Genomic DNA, 19,450 nt, shown 5'->3' with positions numbered 1-19,450 from the left:
CGTTTCCGCGGAGAGTGCGCCAGGCAAAGCCTGGAGGAGAGGAAAGTTATGTAACGGATAATATAACGGAAATCTCTTAGCGGGACCTGGCAGGCTGGTAACCTGCCCGGCAAAGGTTGGCAACCAGCCGGAACCGAGTGTTGCGTGGTGCAGGGGCGACCCTGGCTGCGAAGCGTACACAGGGAGTCCCCAGGCCGTGTGATTGAGCCCCGAAAGGAAATTTGTCCCGAGGCCGACGTCGTTTTCTGAGCGGAAGGCAGCATGGTCGGTGCCGCAACAGCCTGGCACGGACCACTCGGCGGGGTCATAGAGCAGGGCATGGTGATACTGAGGTCCCCCAGGAACCTGGGAGGTCTCCCGTCCTCCTTCGTGAGGGCAGCGGCGCGGGCGTCGCTCAAGTAAAAGGTCCAGGCGAGCGGTAGCCGGGTGCGGTATCGTCTCGATCCAAACGACACAGACACGAAGGTACATTGCCTGCAAAGGGAATGGATGGGACAGGAGAAATCGGAGTCTTCTCATAGTACCGGGGAAACAGGCGAACGTGCCCCGAGCGGAGCCTGTGGAGGGAAGGGGAAGATCGGGTTGAGGTGCTTAAGGAGGGAAAGATGACTGGGACACCGGGTCCAGTACCCATCTCAACGAAACAACTTGAGCTGACACAACGAGCAACAGAGATCACGCAGGGCGCTTTTACGACCCTGGCCCACTTCATTGACCTTGCCTGGTTACGCGAAGCGTACCGGCGGACGAGGAAGGACAGCGCCAGCGGCGTGGATGGCCAAACGGCGGCGGACTACGAGCGGCATCTGGAGGAGAATCTGGCAGCATTGCTGGACCGGTTCAAATCGGGTCGCTATCGAGCGCCGCCGGTCAGGCGGGTCTACATCCCCAAGGCTGATGGCAAACGCCTTCGCCCCATTGGCATTCCCACGCTGGAGGACAAAGTCCTCCAGCGCGCAGTGGTGATGCTGCTGGAGCCAATCTATGAAGTCCAGTTCTCGGATGCCTCCTACGGTTTCCGCCCGCGGCGTTCGGCGCATCACGCGCTGGAGGCGGTGTGGCGGGGCACGATGGGGCACCCCAACGGCTGGCTGATTGAGCTGGATATCGAAAGCTTCTTCGACAATGTGGATCATGAAACCCTGCAATCTCTGGTGGCTCGTCGGGTGGGAGACGGCGTCGTCCGTCGCATTATTGGCAAATGGCTCAATGCTGGCGTCATGGAAGAAGGCCGGCTGAGTCACTCGACACGGGGGACACCCCAGGGCGGGGTGATATCGCCACTACTGGCGAACATCTACCTGCACGAGGTGCTCGACCGATGGTTTGAGGAAGACGTTCTACCGCGTCTGAAAAGCCACGGTTTTGTTGTCCGCTATGCGGATGACGCGGTGTTGGGATTTGCCCGGGAGGACGATGCCCTGCGTGTATACGCGGTGCTGGAGAAGCGCTTCGCAAAGTTCGGCCTGAAGCTTCACCCTGAAAAGACGCGGCTTGTGGAGTTCAAGCGGCCCACGGTATCGGAGCGCCCTCGTGGTGGTCCTGGCAACTCGCGGTCGTTCGACTTCCTGGGGTTTACCCACTTCTGGGCGCGTACCCGCAAGGGGGGCTGGGCTGTAAAACGCAAAACGGCGAAGAACCGGCTGAGCCGTGCGCTGGTGAGTATCAAGCAGTGGTGCCGCCGCTACCGGCACGAGCCGGTGGCGTGGCAACATACCCAACTGAGTCGCAAGCTCCGCGGGCACTATGCCTACTATGGCATTACGGGTAACGGGCGAACCCTTGCCCGATTCCTGCGCGCGGTGGAGCGTATCTGGCGCAATTGGCTTGCGCGGCGCAGTGGCCGTGCCAAGCTGCTCTGGAGTCGCTTCAAGGCTTTCCTCAAACGGTATCCGCTGCCACCAGTGAAGGTTGTACACAGTGTGCGCCTGTCTCAGTCATTACCTTGACCTGAGGAGCCGGATGCGGGAGTTCCGCACGTCCGGATCTGTGGGAGCCCCGGTGGAGCAATCCCCGGGGCTACCCGACTGCGTTTCCGCGGAAGTGTTTCCGAGTCTGTTTATCTTCCTGCATCGTCGCGGCAACGGCTTCGATGGCCTCGATTAGTGACGCGCCGGCCTCCCGTGGCAGCGTGGCCTCGATTACCCACATGCCCTGATCATCCTGGAAGTAAATCGCCTCGCCCGCCGCCTCCTGCTCCGGTGCCGCCTCCGGATTGTCCCCGCGAGGCGCCTGCCGGTGTCTGCCTGCGACTTTCCCTGCATCGCTGGCGGTTCCGTGCCGGGCGCTACGCAACGGTAAGTCACCGTTCTCCGGCGCGGCTGCCCGCTTTGTGGCCTCCACCCTGGAGGAGCTGGTCTCATCGAGCAGCAGACGGTTGGCGGCATTGATCTTTTTCGCCAGAAGTGTGAATTCGCTGGCGAGCTTGTCGGCATCGAAGTTGACGAAGACGGGCGGGAAGGTGAAATTGGTCACGGGGCGATCCTCCTTTATGCTGTATATATGCACAGCTTAAAGTGTAGGGCTTTAGCCCCAGATAACAAGGCGCTGGCTTCTTTTGATGGATCGGCACCGGGCGAAAATGCGTCTTTCAGAATGATGCATCATGAACAGCGGTGCCCCGACATGGAAAAGCGGCCAACTGCGGCCACACCATCATTGCTGGCTACAATGCTGAAGAATTCGTCCGCTGGTTCCAGAGACTTTGCGGCCCTGCAGGCTAACCCTTGTACCCAAGCACCGCCTGGAATCCATTGTCCATGATAGCTCTGATAAGACCTTGCACAGCCTCGGTATCGTTGACGTGCGGGAACGCTTCCTCGGGGGCGGGTACTTCGAGGAACTCGCAGAGTGGCCCCCAGCCATCGGCTACTTCGAACACCAGCAGTCGCTCCGGCGCAATGGTTTCCCTGACCCTGGCGACATGTTCGTTGAAGCGGCGAACCAGGTGATCATGATCATGCATGCGGCCATCAAAGTAGTCATTGATGGTCGCTTTCATGTAGGCACCCGCTTCAGTGCCGGGCAGGAATTCTATCCATTCCCTTTCAAAGATTGTGCTCTGGACTGAGGCAAACCACTGCTCCGGATCCCGCACGGTCAGCACGACTTTTGCGTCAGGGTAGTATTCAGCCAGTGCGGCATAGCTGGTACAGGCGGGAAAATCGACTGTTGCGGTAAAGCCCTCGAAAATCGCATCCCAATCCGGTGCGCCGGTCCCTGCTTGTTCCCATAGTTTCCAGTGCGCTGGTCCTTTGGGAAAACATTCGACCATGTGATAACAGGGATAACCCAGCTGCTCCAGGGCCGCTTTCAGCGACATGGTGCCAGTTCGACCGAAGCCTGCGCCGATGATCTTCAATGCCATCTCACGCTACCTTTGAGTGCCTGGTTCGTCACAGATTGTAGACCATGTGGCGTCGTTGTCTGTTCGACGTCAAGGTAAAAGCTCGAATAGAGTGCCCCGTCCAATAAAACGAATCCGGCCCTGCCTGCGTCAAGCCACAAGGTTTGTGGAGGCGACACCAGCCTGAATACAAGATTTTCCAGGTGAACAGCATGATCGTTATCTTCGTGCTCATCGACACAATCTCCCTCAATACTGCAGTGCACGTTGAGGTCGTCCCGCCACAGCAACAGGTGATGGTGATGGAGCCAGCCCAGATACTCGGCCAGTTCGGCGGAGAAGGGGCAGCCGGGGTATCGGGGCAGCCCCTGGTGCCTTGCGTCCTGAGGGGGCAGGCGCAACAGCACACGCTGCGTATAGGTATCAATAAGTGCTGCACTGCGTCGCGAAGCGTTGAACTGAAGCAGCGGAAAGTTGCCGGAGATTTCGCTGTTACTGCTCATACTGTCAGTCCCCTCCAGTCCTTCCGGGCGATCACAGCGCAGGCCAGGCGGCTGATCCAGTTCCCCGGGCATGGGAGCCATTCTGGTGCATCGTGGCACGCTAACAGGGTGCCGTTATAGACCAGCTGCTGTGTTGCCAGCAGGTGGGGGCGCCCGGGCTGTTCGATGGCAACGGGTGGACCCTCGGCGAGTTGTATCTCGCGCAGCGGTAGCCCGCGACGGCAGAGGATGACCTGGCTCTGGTCGAATTCCCGAGCCAGCCGGATCAGGTTTTCTTGCAGGGTGTTCCGGTCTCTAAGGTCCAGGGCGACATACACAAGGTCCTCTTCGGTACTCGAGTGACCGGGTCCTGGAAGTACCCCAGGCAGCCGCAGCAGGCAAAAACCGGCCCCGCGCAGCCGTTCCTGCAGGGACCAGTTGCGCTGTAGCCGGGCGCGTGGCAGCAGGTGCCGGGACAGCCCCAGCAGGTTCGCGGTGATGATGCCGTGGTCGTGGGCGATCAGCAAGTCGGCAAGATTCTCGGGAACGGGTTCGGTTCTACCAGGTGGGGTAAGCAGGTTTGGCATGGTGTTGTCCTCAAAGTCAGGTGCGTACAAGCATCGGGCGGCGAGACTGTGCTCCCGTCCGATGACTTCACCATGCCGCACGCTTGTTGCCGGGTGGGCCTTTGAGGCTTTTCTTGCCTGCAGTCCACATGCTACCACAACATCGACCCGGCTGATTTCAGGTTGCGCCTGACCTGTCGCCGTTTCAGGCAGGTTGAATAGTGTCGGCAAACTCGAATACTGAATCCGGGCTGAATTAAAGCGGCCAGACCTGTTAGCCTGTCGGGTTGGGTTTCAGCCACCGCAATCTCACGGGACACAGACAGGCATGTACGACATTATCGGAGACATACACGGCTACGCGGCGCAGTTAAAAGCCTTGCTGGAAAAACTGGGTTATCAGGAGCAGTCGGAAGGCTGGTCCCACCCGGAGCGCAAGGTGATTTTCTTGGGGGACTTTGTGGACCGGGGTCCTGAGCAGGTGGAAGTGGTCGAGATCGCCCGGGGTATGGTTGATAGCGGCAACGCTCTCGCCGTGATGGGCAACCATGAGTTCAATGCGGTGGCCTATGCCACGCCCGATCCGCAGGCGCCGGGTGAGTATCTGCGTCCTCATACGCCCAAGAATCGTAAACAGCACGAGGACTTTCTGGCGCAGGTGGTGGAGGGCAGCACCCTGCACGCGGACATGGTGGCCTGGTTCAGAGCGCTACCTCTGTGGTTGGATCTCGAAGGCTTCCGGGTAGTGCACGCTTGCTGGCACGAAGAACACATGGCGACCCTGCGGCCGTTCCTGGGCGAGGCCGACACCATCCTGCCCGACGCCTGGCCGGCACTCACTGCTGAGGACACGACCCCGTTCGAGGCGGTGGAAGTGGTGTTGAAGGGGCTGGAGATACCTTTGCCTGACGGTCTCTTCTTCCATGATACGGACGGCAACAAGCGCACCAATATTCGCACCCGCTGGTGGAAGAAGTCGCTCACTTTTCGGGAGCTTGCTATTGCGCCAACCCGAGTGATTGAGAGTATCCCCCACGAACCGGTACCGGAGGAGCTGGTTCCCGGGTACCACGGCGACAAGCCGGTATTCGTGGGCCATTACTGGATGCGAGGAGAGCCGAAGCCGATGTCGGACAAGGTCGCCTGCATGGATTACAGCGTGGCGGGAGAGCACGGGGGAAAGCTGTGTGCCTACCGCTGGGACGGAAATGCCGAGTTGTCCGCCGAGAGGATGAACTGGGTTGACAGGGTCGTATAGCGACCAGGGAGAATCTTGTGCCTGCACGATTGATGATGGTCCCGGTAATCTTGAGCGAGGGAGCCTATAGCCAGTCCGATCTTGAGCAACTGGGGGGAGTTACAAAGGTAGCTGAAGGATGGGACTTGGAGTACGTCGCCGGCGTCAATTATTTTGGTGACGACGAAACTTTCATGTACGAGTTCTGGGCCGCGGTATCGTCACTGGCCATTGAAATAAATGACAGTGATTTGATTCGGTTCGACTGGGACCGGATGCAGAGGGTCAAGCACCCCCTTCCTGAATAAAGGGGGGGCAAGTTTGCGCAAATGGCCCGCCCGAGAGGATTCGAACCTCTGACCTCTGCCTCCGGAGGGCAGCGCTCTATCCAGCTGAGCTACGGGCGGAAATTGACTCGCTCGCGGCAGACATCACAGCCGCGAAGGGGACGCGATAGTAGCAGAGCTGCCTGCTTCGCTCAATAGACGCACCACCCATGAAACTTCCTCCCCTCCTGGCACTCAGAGGGAGCAGCGCGCTGGCATTCCCTGACACGGCGAGACAAACACCATGACATCTTCACCAACGCCCCGCCGCTGGTTGCCCGGCTGGGTGACGGGCCTGCTCTGGCTTATTGCGTTTATCTCGGTACCGCTGCTGATGGATCAGTGGCGGCATCGCGATGCTCCCGATGCGGTACCGCTGCAGGTACTCGTTGATCTCGACGGGGCGCGGCAGGACCTCATCCAGATGAGCGGGGAGCGGCCCGTGCTGGTGTATTTCTGGGCCACCTGGTGCCGGGTCTGCCGGCTGGTCTCACCTGCGGTGAATGATCTGGCCACCGGCAAGCACCCGGTGCTCACGGTGGCGCTCAGCTCGGGTGGCCCGGAGGAAGTGGCTGCCTATGCGCGGGAGCATGAACTCGCTTTCAGCATCGTCAACGACCCGGACGGGCATATCAGCCGCGCCTGGGGCGTGGGGGTGACCCCGACCCTCGCCGTGGTGCATCGCGGTGAGATACGCTCCATGACCAGCGGCGTGACCACGCCTCCCGGTATTTCCCTTCGTCTCTGGATGTCCGGCCTGCTCGGCTCCGCAGGCGATGACTGATGCGCCCGGGGTGCCTAAGGTGCCTCCGTCGCCGCTGCGTTACCGGGTGGGAACGCCGCGAAGATCGCCTCGGCAGCCTCGTTGGCCTGGGCTTGGTCCTGCATCTGCTTGCCGGTCAGGCGGGACTGGACCACGCCGCGCCAGACCGAGCGCTCCAGGCCCGGGTCGATCATGTCGACGATGAAGGTGCCCTCGGTGTAGTTGCGTGAGGTCACCTCGGTGCGCGGGCCGATGCAGCTCCAGCAGTTGTACATGCTGTAGCGGTTGTAGCCGTGATACCAGCCCATGCCAAAGCCGCTGTCACGGCTCTGGACATCGGTCTTGAACTGGGTGACCAGGTGCCAGCTGACCAGCATGTCGGCCGCGGCCGGGTCCTCCACCAGGGTGAAACCTTTCTGGCCCAGCGCGTAGCGGATCGCGGTATTGATGCGGTCTTTCTGCATGTCGCTCAGCTGCAGGGGGTTGTCACCCTCAACGCTACCTGAGTCCTCCAGGAAAGCGATGCTGTGTACCTGGCTGAAGTCGTGATCCGCCTTGTAGTCCACGTCGGGCTTGGGCGGGCCGCTGGCGCAGGCGCCCAACAGAAGAACGGCGGTGGCCATCAGGGTGATCCGGGCGGTGTGGAAGGGATATTTCACGATGCTTGTCTCCAATGAGTTGGCAACGGCTGGCGCCATTGCGGTCACCTGCTCAGACCCCCGTGACAGGGACAAGTTTCAGTGCGCTCCCGTCAGCCATCCTGCTCGCAGGGCTTGAGCACCGCCTGCAGTGCCTCCACATGGCGCCGGGGCGCGCCGGTCCATTGCTGCAGCTGGCTGTCGCGACGGCTCTGCCACTGACGGTAGGCCGATGGCAGGCCGGAGTCCAGCGCGGCTTCCAGCACCGCCACCAGCGGCAGCAGTTCGTGCTGGCGCCGCCCCAGGCCTGCGGACCAGGGCTGCACTTCGCCGACAAAGAACTTCTCGATGACGTTGCGCAGAATGGTCGCCGCCGCCGGGCGTATCGGGCCGCTGCACAGCGGGCCGCGCTGGCGCCGCGTCTGCAGCAGGGTGTTCCCGGCCTGCAGCCAGCCCGCCTGCAGTGCCAGGGCCTTGAGCAGGGCGCCACCGTCGGCCTTCGCCACCTCGCTGAGCTGGATCTCGAACGCCATATTGTCCGCGGCATAGTCCCCCGCCAGCCAGCGGCGGACGCTGGCATTGATCTCCGCCAGCGCGGTCAGGGGCGCGCTGCTGGTCTGCTCGGGGTAGCCCCCCAGGCGCTGCGGCGGCTGCCACAGCTGGCGGTATTCCGGCCCGCCCAGGGTGGCGTTGAAGATCAGGGCCGGGAGCTGCTGCTGTTTGAGGCGGTGGGCTTCCTGCAGCAGCGCCGCGAGATCGGTGCGCTCGGTTGACTGCAGGTGGTCGATGCAGTCCGGGGCCAGGCGCAGGAACTCCAGCTCCAGCAGCAGGCGCTGGGAGGGGCTGGCCATCAGGCCCAGGCTGGAGTTGCGCTTGCCGATGGTGATTTGCACTTCACAACCGCTGAGGGCGAGAAAGTCCAGGGTGCCGAGTTTGCTGGCCGCAAGATCCAGTTGCAGCTCGCCGCGGGGTGGCAAACGCGGCAGGGCCGGCAGCTCCACGGTCGGGGCGGGCTGGTCCAGGGTGCGCTGCAGTCGCTCCAGGTAACGCTCCAGCGCCGCCTCTGGCCGCTGGCCACCGCAGCCTGCCAGCAACAGGCAGAGGCCGAGGATGAGGGTCCGCAGGGGCCGCGGGCCGGGTAGGGTGGGGGTGTTCATGAGGGCATGTTATAACCCAAAATCCGCTCCGTCGCCGCGATCCAATGCGGCCACCGTATGACCGGAACTGCGACAGGCGCTATGATGGTTACCCGTCCGGCGCAGGAGGATCCCATGCCCCGCACTTGCCCTTTGCTCGCCACAGTGTTTTGCCTGCTGGCTGTTGCCGCGGCGGCCGTCGCCGTGGCGGCCTCCGCGCTGGATGCCGACACCATTGTGCGCCAGGCCATGGACCACTACCGGGGCCAGAGTTCCCGCGCCGACATGACCATGATCATCCACCGGCCGGACTGGGAGCGCAGCATGCGCATGCAGGCCTGGACCGCGGGTGACGAGAAGACCCTGGTGCGGGTCATCGAGCCGCGCAAGGATGCGGGCAACGCCACCCTCTCCGTCGACGGCAACATGTGGACCTTCAGCCCCAGCATCAACCGCGTGATCAAGGTCCCGTCCTCGATGATGGGGCAGAACTGGATGGGCAGCGACTTCTCCAACAAGGATGTGAGCAAGAGTGCGGACATTGTCAGCCAGTACGACCACACTCTGCTGGCGAGGGAGGAGCACGAGGGGCATCAGGTCTGGGTGGTGCAGTCGGTGCCGCATGAAGAGGCGGCGGTGGTCTGGGGCAGGGAAGTGCTGCGCATCCGCGATGACTGGGTATTGCTGGAACAGCAGTTCTGGAGCCAGGACGGCGAGCTGGTGAAAACCCTTGAGGCGCTGGCGATCGAGGAAATGGCCGGGCGGCCGGTGGCCACGGTGATGCGGATGGCGAAAACTGCGGCGCCGGAGGAATACACCGAGCTGCGCACCCACGCGGTGGAGTTCGACCTTGAGCTGGCGGACAGCCTGTTCACCCTGTCCAGCCTGCGCAATCCGCGCCGGTGAATATCACCTGGCGCCTGGCCTGGCGCAACCTGTGGCGGCACCGGCGGCGCACCTGGCTGACGGTGGGGGCCATGGTGTTCTGCAATGTGCTGCTGATCTTCCTGATCTCGGTGCAGCTGGGTTCCTACCAGATGATGATCGACAACAGCCTGGGGGCCTTCTCCGGCCATCTGCAGCTGCAGCATGAGGGCTTCGACGAGGACCAGCGTATCCGCCAGAGCGTGCCCGCGGTCGCGGAGCGCGCGCGGCAGGTACAGGACCTGCTCGGCGAAGAGGCCGTCGCTGCCCGCGGTATTGCCTATGCCCTGGCCTCCAGCGAGGAACGTTCCTTCGGCATCCAGATTACCGGGGTGCAGCCGCAACGCGAACCGCGGGTGTCGACCCTGCCGGGCCTGCTGCGGGAGGGCCGCTACCTGTCCGGTGCCGACGCCGAGATCGTGGTCGGCGCCCTGCTGGCGCGCAACCTGCGGGTGGCGCCCGGGGACGAGATCACGATCCTGGGCAGCGGCCGCGACGGCTCTTTCGCCGCCGCCATCGCTACCGTGGTGGGCATTGTCGATTCGGGTATTCCGGAGCTGGACCGGGCCCTGGCCCAGGTGTCGCTGTCCTGGTTCCAGGCGGTCTTCAGCATGGGCGACCACGGCCACAGCGTGGTGGTGCGGCTGCCCCACCTGGAGCAGGTGCCGCTGGCGGTGACGACCCTGCAGGGACTGCGGGCCGAGCACCCGGAGCTGGTGGTGCTGGACTGGGATCAACTGCAGCCCGGCCTGCGCCAGGCGATCCGCTCGGACATGGTCAGTGCCTGGGTGATGTATGCGGTGCTGATCCTGCTGGTGGCTTTCAGCGTGCTCAACACTCAGTTGATGTCGGTGCTGGAGCGCACCCGCGAGTTCGGGGTCATGCTGGCGCTGGGCGTCAGCCCGGGCCGGCTGGCGCGGCTGGTGGGCCTGGAGACCGCCCTGCTGGCCGCAATGGGTCTGGGGTTGGGAGTGGTGGCCGGGGGGCTGCTGGCGCTGTACCTGCAACAGGTCGGCTTCACGTTCCCGGGCATGGCGGAGATGAGTGCCCGCTTCAACCTGCCCGAGCGGATGTATCCGCCGGTCACCTTGCCCTCGCTGCTGTGGGGCCCGCTGACCGTATTCCTGGGTGCCCTGCTGGCGGCGCTGTACCCGGCTCTGCGCCTGTTCGGCCTGCGGCCGGTTGCCGCGATGAGGGCCAGCTGATGCACTGGCCCCTGAACTCACTGCTGACGCTGGCCTGGCGCAATCTGTGGCGCAATTACCGCCGCACCCTGATCATGTTGCTGGCAATTGCCCTGGGCGTGTGGGCGATGATCGTGATGAGCGCGCTGATGCGCGGCATGACCGACCAGATGGTGCGCAATGGCCTGGCGACCCTGCCCGGCGAGGCCCAGATCCACCACCCGGACTTCCTGCGCGACCCCAGTGTGGTCAACCACATGCCGATGCCGGCGGGCAGCCTGCTGCAACAGCTCGAGCAAGCCCCGATTACAGCCTGGGCCGCGCGCCTGCGGGTGCCGGGGGTGCTGGCCAGTGAATACGCCAGCCGCGGCGTGACCCTGCTGGGGGTGGACCCGGCCCAGGAGGCGGCCCTGGGCAGCCTGCCGGATACCCTGCTGGAGGGGCGCATGCTGGAGGGCCCGGATGACCGTGGCATCCTGCTGGGGGCGAGCCTCGCTGCGCGGCTGGAAACCAGCCTCGGCAAGCGTATCGTGCTGATGACCCAGGATACGGAGAACGACGTCGCCGATCGTGGCGTGCGGGTGGTCGGCATCTACCGGGCGCGCCTGCAGGGCGACGAGGAACGCTTTGCCTGGGTTGGCCGCGGGGCCCTGCAGGAACTGCTGGGACTGGATCAGGCCGTCACGGAAGTGGCGGTCACCGGCTCCGACTATGCTGCGGTGGGCGCCTGGTTGCCGGCGCTGCAGGCCAGTGCCGGCCCGGAGCTGGAGGTGCTGGGCTGGACCGAGCTGCACACCTTCCTCGGCACCATGCTGGCGGTGCAGGAGGGCTTTGTGCTGGTGTTCATGGTGGTGGTGTTTCTGGTGCTGTCCTTCGGCCTGATCAATACCCTGGTGATGGCGGTGTTCGAGCGCACCCGGGAACTGGGCCTGATGCAGGCCCTGGGCATGCGCCCGGCCCTGATCCTGTCACAGGTGCTGCTGGAGAGCCTGTTGTTGCTGGCGCTGGGCCTGCTGCTGGGCAACGGCCTGGCCCTGGCGACCCTGCTGCCACTGCGCGATGGTGTCGACATCTCGGCGGTGGCGGAAGGCATGGAAATAATGGAGATGGGTGCCACCCTGTACCCGCTGCTGGCCGTGGATGACATGCTGATGTCGACGGCGGTGGTGTTGATCCTGGGCCTGCTGGCGAGCCTGCTGCCGGCCTGGCGCGCCTCGCGGCTGGATCCGGTCCGGGCCCTGGCGAGGCATTGATGTTGCGAAGAGGAGAGAGCCGAGCGTGAGTTCAATTGTCTGTCGGGACCTGTGCAAGACTTTCCAGCAGGGCGAGGAGCGCATTACCGGTCTCGACCGGGTGTCGCTCAGCATTGAAGCCGGCGAGCTGCTGTGCCTCTCGGGCCCCTCCGGCTCCGGCAAGACCACCCTGCTCAACGCCCTCGGCGGGCTCGACACCCCGGACAGCGGCAGTATCAGCCTGGCCGGGCGCCGCATCGACCAGCTCTCCCGGGGTGCCCTGGCGGACCTGCGCCTGCGCGAAATCGGCTTCGTGTTCCAGGCCTACAACCTGATTCCGGTATTGTCGGCGCGGGAGAACGTGGAGTTCGTGATGCAGGTGCAGGGCGTGGCCGCGGCAGCCCGGGGGGAGCGAGCGGCGGCGGTGCTGGCGGAAGTGGGCCTGACCGGCCTGGAAGACCGGCGCCCGGGGGAGATGTCCGGTGGCCAGCAGCAGCGGGTGGCGGTGGCGCGGGCCATCGCCAGCGAACCGCGGCTGGTGCTGGCGGACGAACCCACCGCCAATCTCGACACGCATAGCGCCACCCGGCTGATGGACCTGTTCCAGGCCCTGAACCGCGATCGCGGCGTCACCTTTGTGCTCGCGACGCACGATCCCCGGGTGATGGCCTATGCCCGGCGCCTGATCCGGATGGAAGACGGCCGCATTATCGAGGATGTCGCGCAGCAGCCTGCGGGGCGGCCGTCCGCGGGCGGCGCGGGCTGAGCCGGCATGCGCTCGCTGGCGCGCTGCCTGTGGCTGGCCGTCCTGCTGCCGGCACTGTGCGCCCGGGCCGAGATCCCGGGCTTCGCCGGTGGCCATGCCAAGCTGCAGGCGACCCACACGCTCTATCCGGAGGGCAGCCTGTGGCGAGAGGCCCTGGGTGGCAGTGACCTCGATCGCGGAGCCGAACTGCGCCTGCGCTGGCAGCAGCGTGCCGGGGGCTGGGAAGCGGGCGCGGACTACCAGCTGCTGACCCGCCAGCGGGAGTTGCCGGCGCTGTCGCTGGCGCCTGGCGCGGGCCAGCCGGTACTGCCTGACGATGACCGTCGCTGGTGGGATCTCAGTCACGAAATCGACCGTAGTGAAGACTCGCTCACCCTGCAGCGCCTGGATCGACTGTATGCAGGCTATAGCAGTGAGCGCGTGGTACTGCGGCTGGGGCGGCAGGCGGTGAGCTGGGGCAACGGCCTGCTGTTCAACCCGGTCGATCTGTTCAATCCCTTTGATCCCACTGCCATCGACACCGAGTACAAGACCGGCGACGACATGCTCTATGCCCAGTACCTGCTGCCCTCGGGCAGCGACTGGCAGCTGGTGCAGGTGCAGCGCCGGGACGCAGGCGGGCATGTGAGCAGTGCGGTGAGTTCAACCGCACTCAAATTCCACGGCTTTGCCGCCGAGCGCGAATACGACCTGATGCTGGCCCGGCATTTCGACGAAGTGCTGCTCGGCTTTGGTGCCAGCAGCAACCTGGGCGAGGCGGTGCTGCGCGGGGATATGCTGTTCGCGGATACCGCAGACGGCTGGACCGGCAGCGCAGTGGTGAACGCCGCCTGGTCCTGGACCTGGGGGGGCCGCAACGTGAGCGGGGTGCTGGAGTACTTCTTCAATGGCCACGGCCTGCGCGAGGGGGACTACAGGGTGGCTACCCTTGCGCGAGAGGATGCGCTGCAAGCGCGCTTGCAGCGGGGCGAGCTGTTCACCCTCGGCCGCCATTACCTGGCCGCTTCCCTGCTGGTGGAAATGACACCGCTGCTGCAACTCACCCCCAGCCTGTTCGCCAATTTGGGAGACGGCTCGGCCCTGGCCCAGCTGTCCCTGCGCTGGGACGTGCATCAGGACTGGCAGGTGCTGGGGGCACTGAACCTGCCACTGGGCCCCGCCGGTACCGAATACGGTGGTGTCCGCATGGGGGAAGGGGTCGACCTGGCTACCGGCCCCGCCCTGTTCGCCCAACTCGCCTGGTACTTCTGATTACTCGCCGGCCAGGGTCGCCCGCGCCCGCGGCAGCCAGGCGTGGATGTGGCTGCACTCCTCCGGTACCGCGGCCTTCACCCAGCCGGCGAAGTCGACGCAGACCAGCAGGTCGATGTCGGCCATGGAGAAATGCTCGCCAGCGATAAAGGAGCTTTTCGCCAGGGCCCGGTCCACCATGCGCCAGGCGGCCTCCATGCGCTGCCGCCCGCGCTCTACCAGGGCCGGTATCTGCTCTACCTCCAGCGGGCCGGGCAGTGCCCGGCCGGCAAAGGCCGGATTGCCATTCCGAAACACTTCGGCGATGGCGTGGAACAGGCTGTTGAACAGACGATGATTCCAGCTGATGACCTGTGCCTTCTCCAGCGGCGTGGTCCCCAGCAGCGGCTTCTCCGGGTGCAGCGCTTCAAGGTAGACACAGGCGCCGATCACCTCGGTGAGCACGGTGCCGTCGTCCAGTACCAGGGCGGGCACGGTGCACAGGGGATTGATCTTGCGGAAGGTCTCGCCGAACTGCTCCTGTTTCAGCATGTCGATCTGTACGGTCTCGATCTCGATGCCCTTGTAGTCCAGAAACAGCTGTAGGCGGCGGGGATTGGGGGCCGGGTCGTAGGTGTACAGTTTCATGGCGGTGCTCCGTGGCGGTGATGTGGACCCTATGGTAAGGGCAAATCCACGACCGCTGCCAGCGCCGATAACAGCGAGTTTTCCCGCGGACCATAACTGGCTATAATGCGCGGCCAAATTATCGAGGATAGTGTTGTGATCAGCCGAACTGTATTGAGTGTAGCGGCCCTGCTTGTTGCCATGGTGGCGGGCGCCATAGACCTGACCGACAGCCAGCGAGCCGACATCGAGGCGCGGATCAAGCCCGTGGGCGAGGTCTGCCTGCACGGGGACGCAAGCTGTGGCGGCGCGGCGGCGCCGGGCGCTGAAGTCGCGGCCCGGACCGGTAAAGCGGTCTACGACGCAGCGTGCATGGCCTGTCACATGACCGGCGCCGGTGGCGCACCGGTGGTCGGTGACGTGGTGGCCTGGGCCGAGCGCATCGCCAAGGGCATGGACGTCCTCCATGAAAGCGGAGTCAAGGGCGTTCCCGGCACCGGTATGATCGCCAAGGGGGGCTGCATGAACTGTTCTGATGAAGAAGTGATCGCCGCGGTGGACTACATGGTCGAAAACAGCCAGTAGGCACCAGCAACAGGTATAAAGGCCGCCCTGCTTGAGCACGGCGGCCTTTTTTATGCGTATCATGGCGGCAACACACAGGGGGTGTCAGACATGAAAGCGATCACACTGTGCCTGGCGGCACTGGCGGCACTGGCGGCACTGGCGGCGGCGCTGTTGTTGTTCGCCTGCTCAGAGGAGCCGGCGCCGCGGCCGGTGGTGGGTGTGGTTGTCGATACCGTGCGGCTGGAGCCCTACCAGCCGAAGTCCGTTTATGTCGGGCGTCTGGTGGCGAAGGACGATGTCACTATCCGCGCCATGGTCAGTGGCTATCTGCTGTCGCGCGAGTTTACCGAGGGAGAGCAGGTCGCGGCGGGGGATGTGCTCTATCGTATCGACCCCTCGGAGTACGCTGCGACGCTGGCCAAGGCCAGGGCCGAGCTGGCGGCGGCGACCGCCAACCAGGCGAACGCCGAGCGCAACTACAGGCGGGGCCTGGAATTGGCTCCCAAAGGCGCGATTTCGCAGGTGGAGATGGACAACCTCACCGCCCAGAAGCTGGATGCGGATGCCCTTATCGAGGCGGCCCGGGCCCAGGTGACCAGCGCCGAGGTCAATATGGGGTTCACCACCATCAAGGCCCCTATCTCCGGCCGCATCGGCCGCAGCCAGGTCAGTGTCGGCGATCTGGTTGGCCCCAATAGCGGCGACCTCACCAGCCTGGTCAGTGTCGACCCCATCGAGGCCCTGTTCCAGGTATCGGAGGCGACCTATATCGCGCAGATCACCCAGCGGGTGACCGCCAACCCCAGCGTCGCCGACCTCAAGGGGGTGGAGGTCATGCTGGAGTTGGCCAACGGCGTGGTCTATCCGGAAGTGGGACGGATTGATTACTTTGGCAATCGGATCGACGCCACCACCGGCACCATGGAAGCCCGCGCACGTATTCCCAATCCCTATGGCCTGCTGGTGCCGGGCCAGTACGTGCGGGTGACGTTGCAGGATACCCAGCTCCTGGAGGGGCTGTTCCTGCCGCTGGCGGCGGTACAGGCAGACCAGCAGGGCACTTTCGTGCTGGTGGTCGATGCTGCCAGTACCGTTGTCCGCCACAACGTGGAGCTGGGCGACCGATTTGATGATCTGGTCATCGTCAAGGAGGGGGCGGAGGAAGGTGATCGGGTCATCGTGCGCGGCCTGCAACAGGTTCGGCCCGGCATGCCGGTCGAGGTGACCGCGACGGTAACCGCCGCCGGCAACGGGGCATAGGGCGATGTTCAGTGCGTTTTTCATCACGCGCCCCAGGTTTGCCCTGGTCATTGCCCTTGTCCTGACCCTGCTGGGCTCACTCGCCATCACCTTGCTGCCGGTGAACGAATACCCGCCGATCTCGCCACCCAATATCGTGGTGTCGGGCTTTTACCCGGGTGCGGCCGCGGAGGTAGTGGAAGCGGCAGTCGGCACGCCGATCGAAGATGCGGTCAACGGGGTTGAGGGCATGATCTACATGTCCTCGAAGAGCGCCAATGATGGCAGCTACTCCTTGTCGGTGACCTTCGAAGTCGGCACCGACGCGGACATGGCGCTGGTGCGGGTGCAGAACCGGGTCAAGCTGGCGGAGCCCTCCCTGCCGGCGGAAGTCACCGCCCGCGGCCTGACCATCGTCGAGCGTGCTCCGGACATGCTGAAGATCGTCAGCTTTACCTCCCCGGACGACTCGCTGGATTACAAGTTTCTCTCCAACTACGTCAAGATCAACGTGCTGGCGGCGCTGAGCCGGGTGCCCGGAATTTCCGGCGCATCGGTGATCGGCGAGGCGGACTACGCCATGCGCCTGTGGCTGGATCCGGACAAGATGGCCAACCGCGGCCTGTCGGTGACCGATATTCACGCCGCCTTGCGCGAGCAGAATGTCCAGGTCGCGGCGGGCAAGATCGGCGGTGCGCCCTTCGACCGGCGCATGGAAACGGAATTCACCCTGCGGGTGAAGGGCCGGCTGCAGGAAGTCGAGGAGTTCGAAAATATCGTGCTGCGGGCGCGACCCGACGGCTCGGCGATCTACCTGCGGGATGTCGCGCGGATCGAACTGGGCCAGTCGGGTTATGCGTTCTTTGGTGAAATCAACGGCCGCCCGGCGGTGAACGTGGCCCTGTATCAGGCCTCGGATGCCAATGCGCTGCAGGTGGGTGCCGCGGTGAATGCCCTGCTGGAAGAGGTGTCGGCGGGCTTCCCGGGGGGCATGTCCTACCAGATCAACTACGACACCACCCGCTACGTGTCCACGGCCGTGTCCCAGGTGCTGGTGTCGCTGGCAATGGCGGTCGCACTGGTGATCCTGATTACCTACATGTTCCTCGGCAGCCTGCGCGCGACCCTGGTGCCGGCGGTGGCCATTCCGGTATCGCTGGTGTCATCCCTGGCGGTGTTGTTCCTGCTCGATATGTCCATCAACACCATGACCCTGTTCGCGCTGATCCTGGCCATCGGCATTGTGGTGGATGATGCGATCCTGGTGATCGAGAACTGCGACCGCCACCTGCGCGAGGACCCCACGCTGGCGCCCCGGGATGCGGCATTGATCACGATGCGGGAAGTGGCCGGCGCCATCATCGCCACGACCCTGGTACTGCTGGCGGTGTTTGTCCCGGTCGCGGCGTTGCCCGGTATTACCGGCGAGATGTATCGCCAGTTCGGGGTCACCATCTGTGTGGCGGTGGTGTTCTCCTCTCTCAATGCACTCACCCTGAGTCCGGCCCTGTGCGCCCTGCTGTTGCGCCAGGGGGGGCAACGCGACGCCGGCTGGTACCGTGTGTTCCTCGCGTTTTTTGCCCGTGTCACTGCTGGCTACAGTCGCGGTGTGGCCTGGGTGTTGCGCAAGCTGGTCGTGGTCGGGCTGATTTTCCTGCTGTGGATGGGTGCCCTCGCGCTAGGTGTGCTCAGTATTCCGACCGCGCTGGTGCCCGATGAAGACAAGGGCGCGCTGCTGGTCAATGTGCAGCTGCCTGACGCCGCCTCGTTGCTGCGGACCCGCGATGCGGTGCGCAAGGTGGCGGATATCATTCTTGCCGACCCGTCGGTGCAGAGCGTCACCGAGATCAGCGGCTTTTCCATCCTCACCGGCGCCATGAGCAGCAATGCCGGCACCCTGTTCGTGGTGCTGAAACACTGGGACGAGCGCACGGAGGCAGAGCAGCTGGTGTTCAATATTGCCGGGCGCATCAATGCCCAGGCCTTTATGCAGGTGCCCGAGGCCCAGGTGGTGGCGATCGCGCCGCCGGCGGTGCCGGGCATGGGCGCTGTGGGCGGGCTGGAGCTCATGCTCCAGGACACCCTGGCCCGGAGCCCGGCCGAGCTGGCCGCAGTGCTCAACAACTTCATTGTCGACAGCAACGAGCAGGCGGCCCTGAGCGGGGTATTCAGCAGCTTCCGGGCCAATGTGCCGCAGTACTTCATTGATGTGGACCGGGTCAAGGCCAAGAACCTCGGCGTGCCCCTGAACGAAATCTTCATGACCCTGCAGGCCCAGCTGGGCTCGATGTACATCAACGACTTCAACAAGTTCGGCCAGACCTACCAGGTCACCATGCAGGCCGAGGCGCCATTCCGCGCCGATCTGGAGGGGCTGGAGCACTTCTACGTGAAAACCGGCAATGGCGAGATGGTGCCGCTCAGTACCCTGGTCAGCAGCCGCCTGATGCTGGGTCCCGACGTGGTGCAGCGCTACAACCTGTACCGCGCGGCGACCGTGCGCGGCAATCCCGCGCCGGGCTACAGCAGTGGCGATGCCATGCAGGCGTTTGAGACCGCAGCCACACGCCTGCCGGGGGGCTACCGCATCGACTGGACCGGCGCCGCCTACCAGGAGCGCCAGGCGGGCAATACTGCTGTCATGGGCTTCGCACTGGCCCTCGTGTTCGTCTACCTGTTCCTGGTGGCGCAGTACGAGAGCTGGTCGATTCCGGTGGCGATCATCCTGGTGGTACCAATGGCGATCGGCGGCGCCATCCTGGCGCTGCTGCTGACCGGCCAGGCCCTCAATCTCTATGCCCAGATTGGCCTGGTGTTGCTGATCGCCATGGCGGCGAAGAACGCCATCCTGATCGTGGAGTTTGCCCGTCAGTTGCGGGAGGAGGGTGGCAAGGGCATCCTGGAGTCGGCCGCGGATGCAGGCCGGCTGCGTTTCCGCGCCGTGTGCATGACCGCGGTGTCGTTCATTCTCGGGATACTGCCGCTGGTATTTGCCTCCGGCGCCGGCGCTTTCGGCCAGCGCTCGCTGGGTATCACGGTTTTCGGTGGCATGCTGGCGGCGCTGCTGGTGGGCACCTTCTTCATCCCCGGCTTCTACGCCATCATCCAGACCCTGCGCGAGCGCATCAAGCGGCGCCTGGGTATCACCCCGTAGGAGCCCGCTCCGCGGGCGACCAATTCATCGCCC

19 protein-coding genes and 1 tRNA gene are annotated in these 19,450 nt (G+C 64.3%); 12 read left to right on the top strand and 8 right to left on the bottom strand.

Translation table 11 applies throughout. From position 1 onward, the window contains the following. Window positions 1-605: 605 nt before the first annotated feature. Entirely contained in the window at window positions 606-1,949 is a 1,344-nt protein-coding gene (gene ltrA / locus RLO07_RS09965) for a group II intron reverse transcriptase/maturase (protein ID WP_462291987.1), read from the top strand. 70 nt (window positions 1,950-2,019) lie between these two features. Here the strand turns inward: ltrA and RLO07_RS09960 are convergent, their stop codons facing one another. From RLO07_RS09960 to RLO07_RS09945, 4 genes are all read right to left on the bottom strand, one after another. Next, complete coding sequence (locus RLO07_RS09960) at window positions 2,020-2,475, bottom strand: hypothetical protein (protein WP_462291986.1); 456 nt, start codon at window positions 2,473-2,475, stop codon at window positions 2,020-2,022. Between the two features lie 244 nt (window positions 2,476-2,719). Next, a complete protein-coding gene (locus tag RLO07_RS09955; protein WP_462291985.1) occupies window positions 2,720-3,361 on the bottom strand; it encodes a sulfotransferase family protein in 642 nt (213 codons plus the stop codon). Continuing rightward, entirely contained in the window at window positions 3,358-3,849 is a 492-nt protein-coding gene (locus RLO07_RS09950; protein ID WP_462291984.1) for a hypothetical protein, read from the bottom strand. The genes RLO07_RS09955 and RLO07_RS09950 overlap by 4 nt, the downstream gene beginning before the upstream one ends. Continuing rightward, window positions 3,846-4,415 carry a hypothetical protein gene (locus RLO07_RS09945; protein WP_462291983.1) on the bottom strand — a complete coding sequence of 190 codons (570 nt, stop codon included), beginning with the start codon at window positions 4,413-4,415 and terminating at the stop codon, window positions 3,846-3,848. The genes RLO07_RS09950 and RLO07_RS09945 overlap by 4 nt, the downstream gene beginning before the upstream one ends. Before the next feature lie 307 nt (window positions 4,416-4,722). Between RLO07_RS09945 and RLO07_RS09940 the strand changes: the two genes are divergently transcribed. Together RLO07_RS09940 and RLO07_RS09935 are read left to right on the top strand one after the other, a co-directional pair. Further along, the gene (locus RLO07_RS09940) at window positions 4,723-5,652 is read left to right on the top strand and encodes a metallophosphoesterase (protein WP_462291982.1); all 930 of its coding nucleotides are present in this window, start codon (window positions 4,723-4,725) and stop codon (window positions 5,650-5,652) included. A gap of 17 nt (window positions 5,653-5,669) precedes the next feature. Continuing rightward, window positions 5,670-5,939, top strand: coding sequence for a hypothetical protein (locus tag RLO07_RS09935; protein WP_462291981.1), 270 nt, complete (start codon window positions 5,670-5,672; stop codon window positions 5,937-5,939). A 22-nt stretch (window positions 5,940-5,961) separates the two neighbouring features. Here RLO07_RS09935 and RLO07_RS09930 read toward each other — a convergent pair. Further along, window positions 5,962-6,038: transfer RNA gene (locus RLO07_RS09930), tRNA-Arg, on the bottom strand. Between the two features lie 163 nt (window positions 6,039-6,201). Here RLO07_RS09930 and RLO07_RS09925 point away from each other — a divergent pair. Further along, entirely contained in the window at window positions 6,202-6,741 is a 540-nt protein-coding gene (locus RLO07_RS09925) for a protein disulfide oxidoreductase (protein ID WP_462291980.1), read from the top strand. A 14-nt stretch (window positions 6,742-6,755) separates the two neighbouring features. Here the strand turns inward: RLO07_RS09925 and RLO07_RS09920 are convergent, their stop codons facing one another. Further along, window positions 6,756-7,379 carry a DUF4136 domain-containing protein gene (locus RLO07_RS09920; RefSeq protein ID WP_462291979.1) on the bottom strand — a complete coding sequence of 208 codons (624 nt, stop codon included), beginning with the start codon at window positions 7,377-7,379 and terminating at the stop codon, window positions 6,756-6,758. Window positions 7,380-7,471: 92 nt separating this feature from the next. After that, window positions 7,472-8,515, bottom strand: a complete 1,044-nt coding sequence (locus tag RLO07_RS09915) for a DUF3080 family protein (RefSeq protein ID WP_462291978.1) — start codon at window positions 8,513-8,515, stop codon at window positions 7,472-7,474. Window positions 8,516-8,629: 114 nt separating this feature from the next. Between RLO07_RS09915 and RLO07_RS09910 the strand changes: the two genes are divergently transcribed. From RLO07_RS09910 to RLO07_RS09890, 5 genes are read left to right on the top strand one after another with little or no spacing between them, the layout of a single operon-like run. After that, the gene (locus tag RLO07_RS09910; RefSeq protein ID WP_462291977.1) at window positions 8,630-9,400 is read left to right on the top strand and encodes an outer membrane lipoprotein-sorting protein; all 771 of its coding nucleotides are present in this window, start codon (window positions 8,630-8,632) and stop codon (window positions 9,398-9,400) included. Further along, window positions 9,397-10,623, top strand: a complete 1,227-nt coding sequence (locus RLO07_RS09905) for an ABC transporter permease (RefSeq protein ID WP_462291976.1) — start codon at window positions 9,397-9,399, stop codon at window positions 10,621-10,623. Before RLO07_RS09910 ends, RLO07_RS09905 begins: the two co-directional genes overlap by 4 nt. After that, window positions 10,623-11,855 (top strand): ABC transporter permease, encoded by a 1,233-nt coding sequence (locus RLO07_RS09900; RefSeq protein ID WP_462291975.1) that lies wholly within the window; start codon window positions 10,623-10,625, stop codon window positions 11,853-11,855. Before RLO07_RS09905 ends, RLO07_RS09900 begins: the two co-directional genes overlap by 1 nt. Window positions 11,856-11,880: 25 nt before the next feature. Beyond that, on the top strand, window positions 11,881-12,600 hold the full coding sequence (locus RLO07_RS09895) for an ABC transporter ATP-binding protein (RefSeq protein ID WP_462291974.1): 720 nt from the start codon (window positions 11,881-11,883) through the stop codon (window positions 12,598-12,600). A gap of 6 nt (window positions 12,601-12,606) precedes the next feature. Then, window positions 12,607-13,851 (top strand): hypothetical protein, encoded by a 1,245-nt coding sequence (locus tag RLO07_RS09890; protein ID WP_462291973.1) that lies wholly within the window; start codon window positions 12,607-12,609, stop codon window positions 13,849-13,851. Here RLO07_RS09890 and RLO07_RS09885 read toward each other — a convergent pair whose 3' ends face one another. After that, entirely contained in the window at window positions 13,852-14,478 is a 627-nt protein-coding gene (locus RLO07_RS09885) for a glutathione S-transferase family protein (protein WP_462291972.1), read from the bottom strand. Between the two features lie 135 nt (window positions 14,479-14,613). Between RLO07_RS09885 and RLO07_RS09880 the strand changes: the two genes are divergently transcribed. The 3 genes from RLO07_RS09880 to RLO07_RS09870 all read left to right on the top strand — a co-directional run bounded on the left by RLO07_RS09880 (window position 14,614) and on the right by RLO07_RS09870 (window position 19,417). After that, window positions 14,614-15,042 carry a c-type cytochrome gene (locus RLO07_RS09880; RefSeq protein ID WP_462291971.1) on the top strand — a complete coding sequence of 143 codons (429 nt, stop codon included), beginning with the start codon at window positions 14,614-14,616 and terminating at the stop codon, window positions 15,040-15,042. A gap of 90 nt (window positions 15,043-15,132) precedes the next feature. Continuing rightward, a complete protein-coding gene (locus RLO07_RS09875; RefSeq protein WP_462291970.1) occupies window positions 15,133-16,284 on the top strand; it encodes an efflux RND transporter periplasmic adaptor subunit in 1,152 nt (383 codons plus the stop codon). Window positions 16,285-16,288: 4 nt separating this feature from the next. After that, window positions 16,289-19,417 (top strand): efflux RND transporter permease subunit, encoded by a 3,129-nt coding sequence (locus RLO07_RS09870; RefSeq protein ID WP_462291969.1) that lies wholly within the window; start codon window positions 16,289-16,291, stop codon window positions 19,415-19,417. Window positions 19,418-19,450: the final 33 nt, after the last annotated feature.

Source organism: Haliea sp. (genome assembly GCF_040221975.1).
Taxonomy (GTDB): domain Bacteria; phylum Pseudomonadota; class Gammaproteobacteria; order Pseudomonadales; family Halieaceae; genus Haliea.
This window is presented reverse-complemented; position numbering and strand designations above follow the sequence as displayed.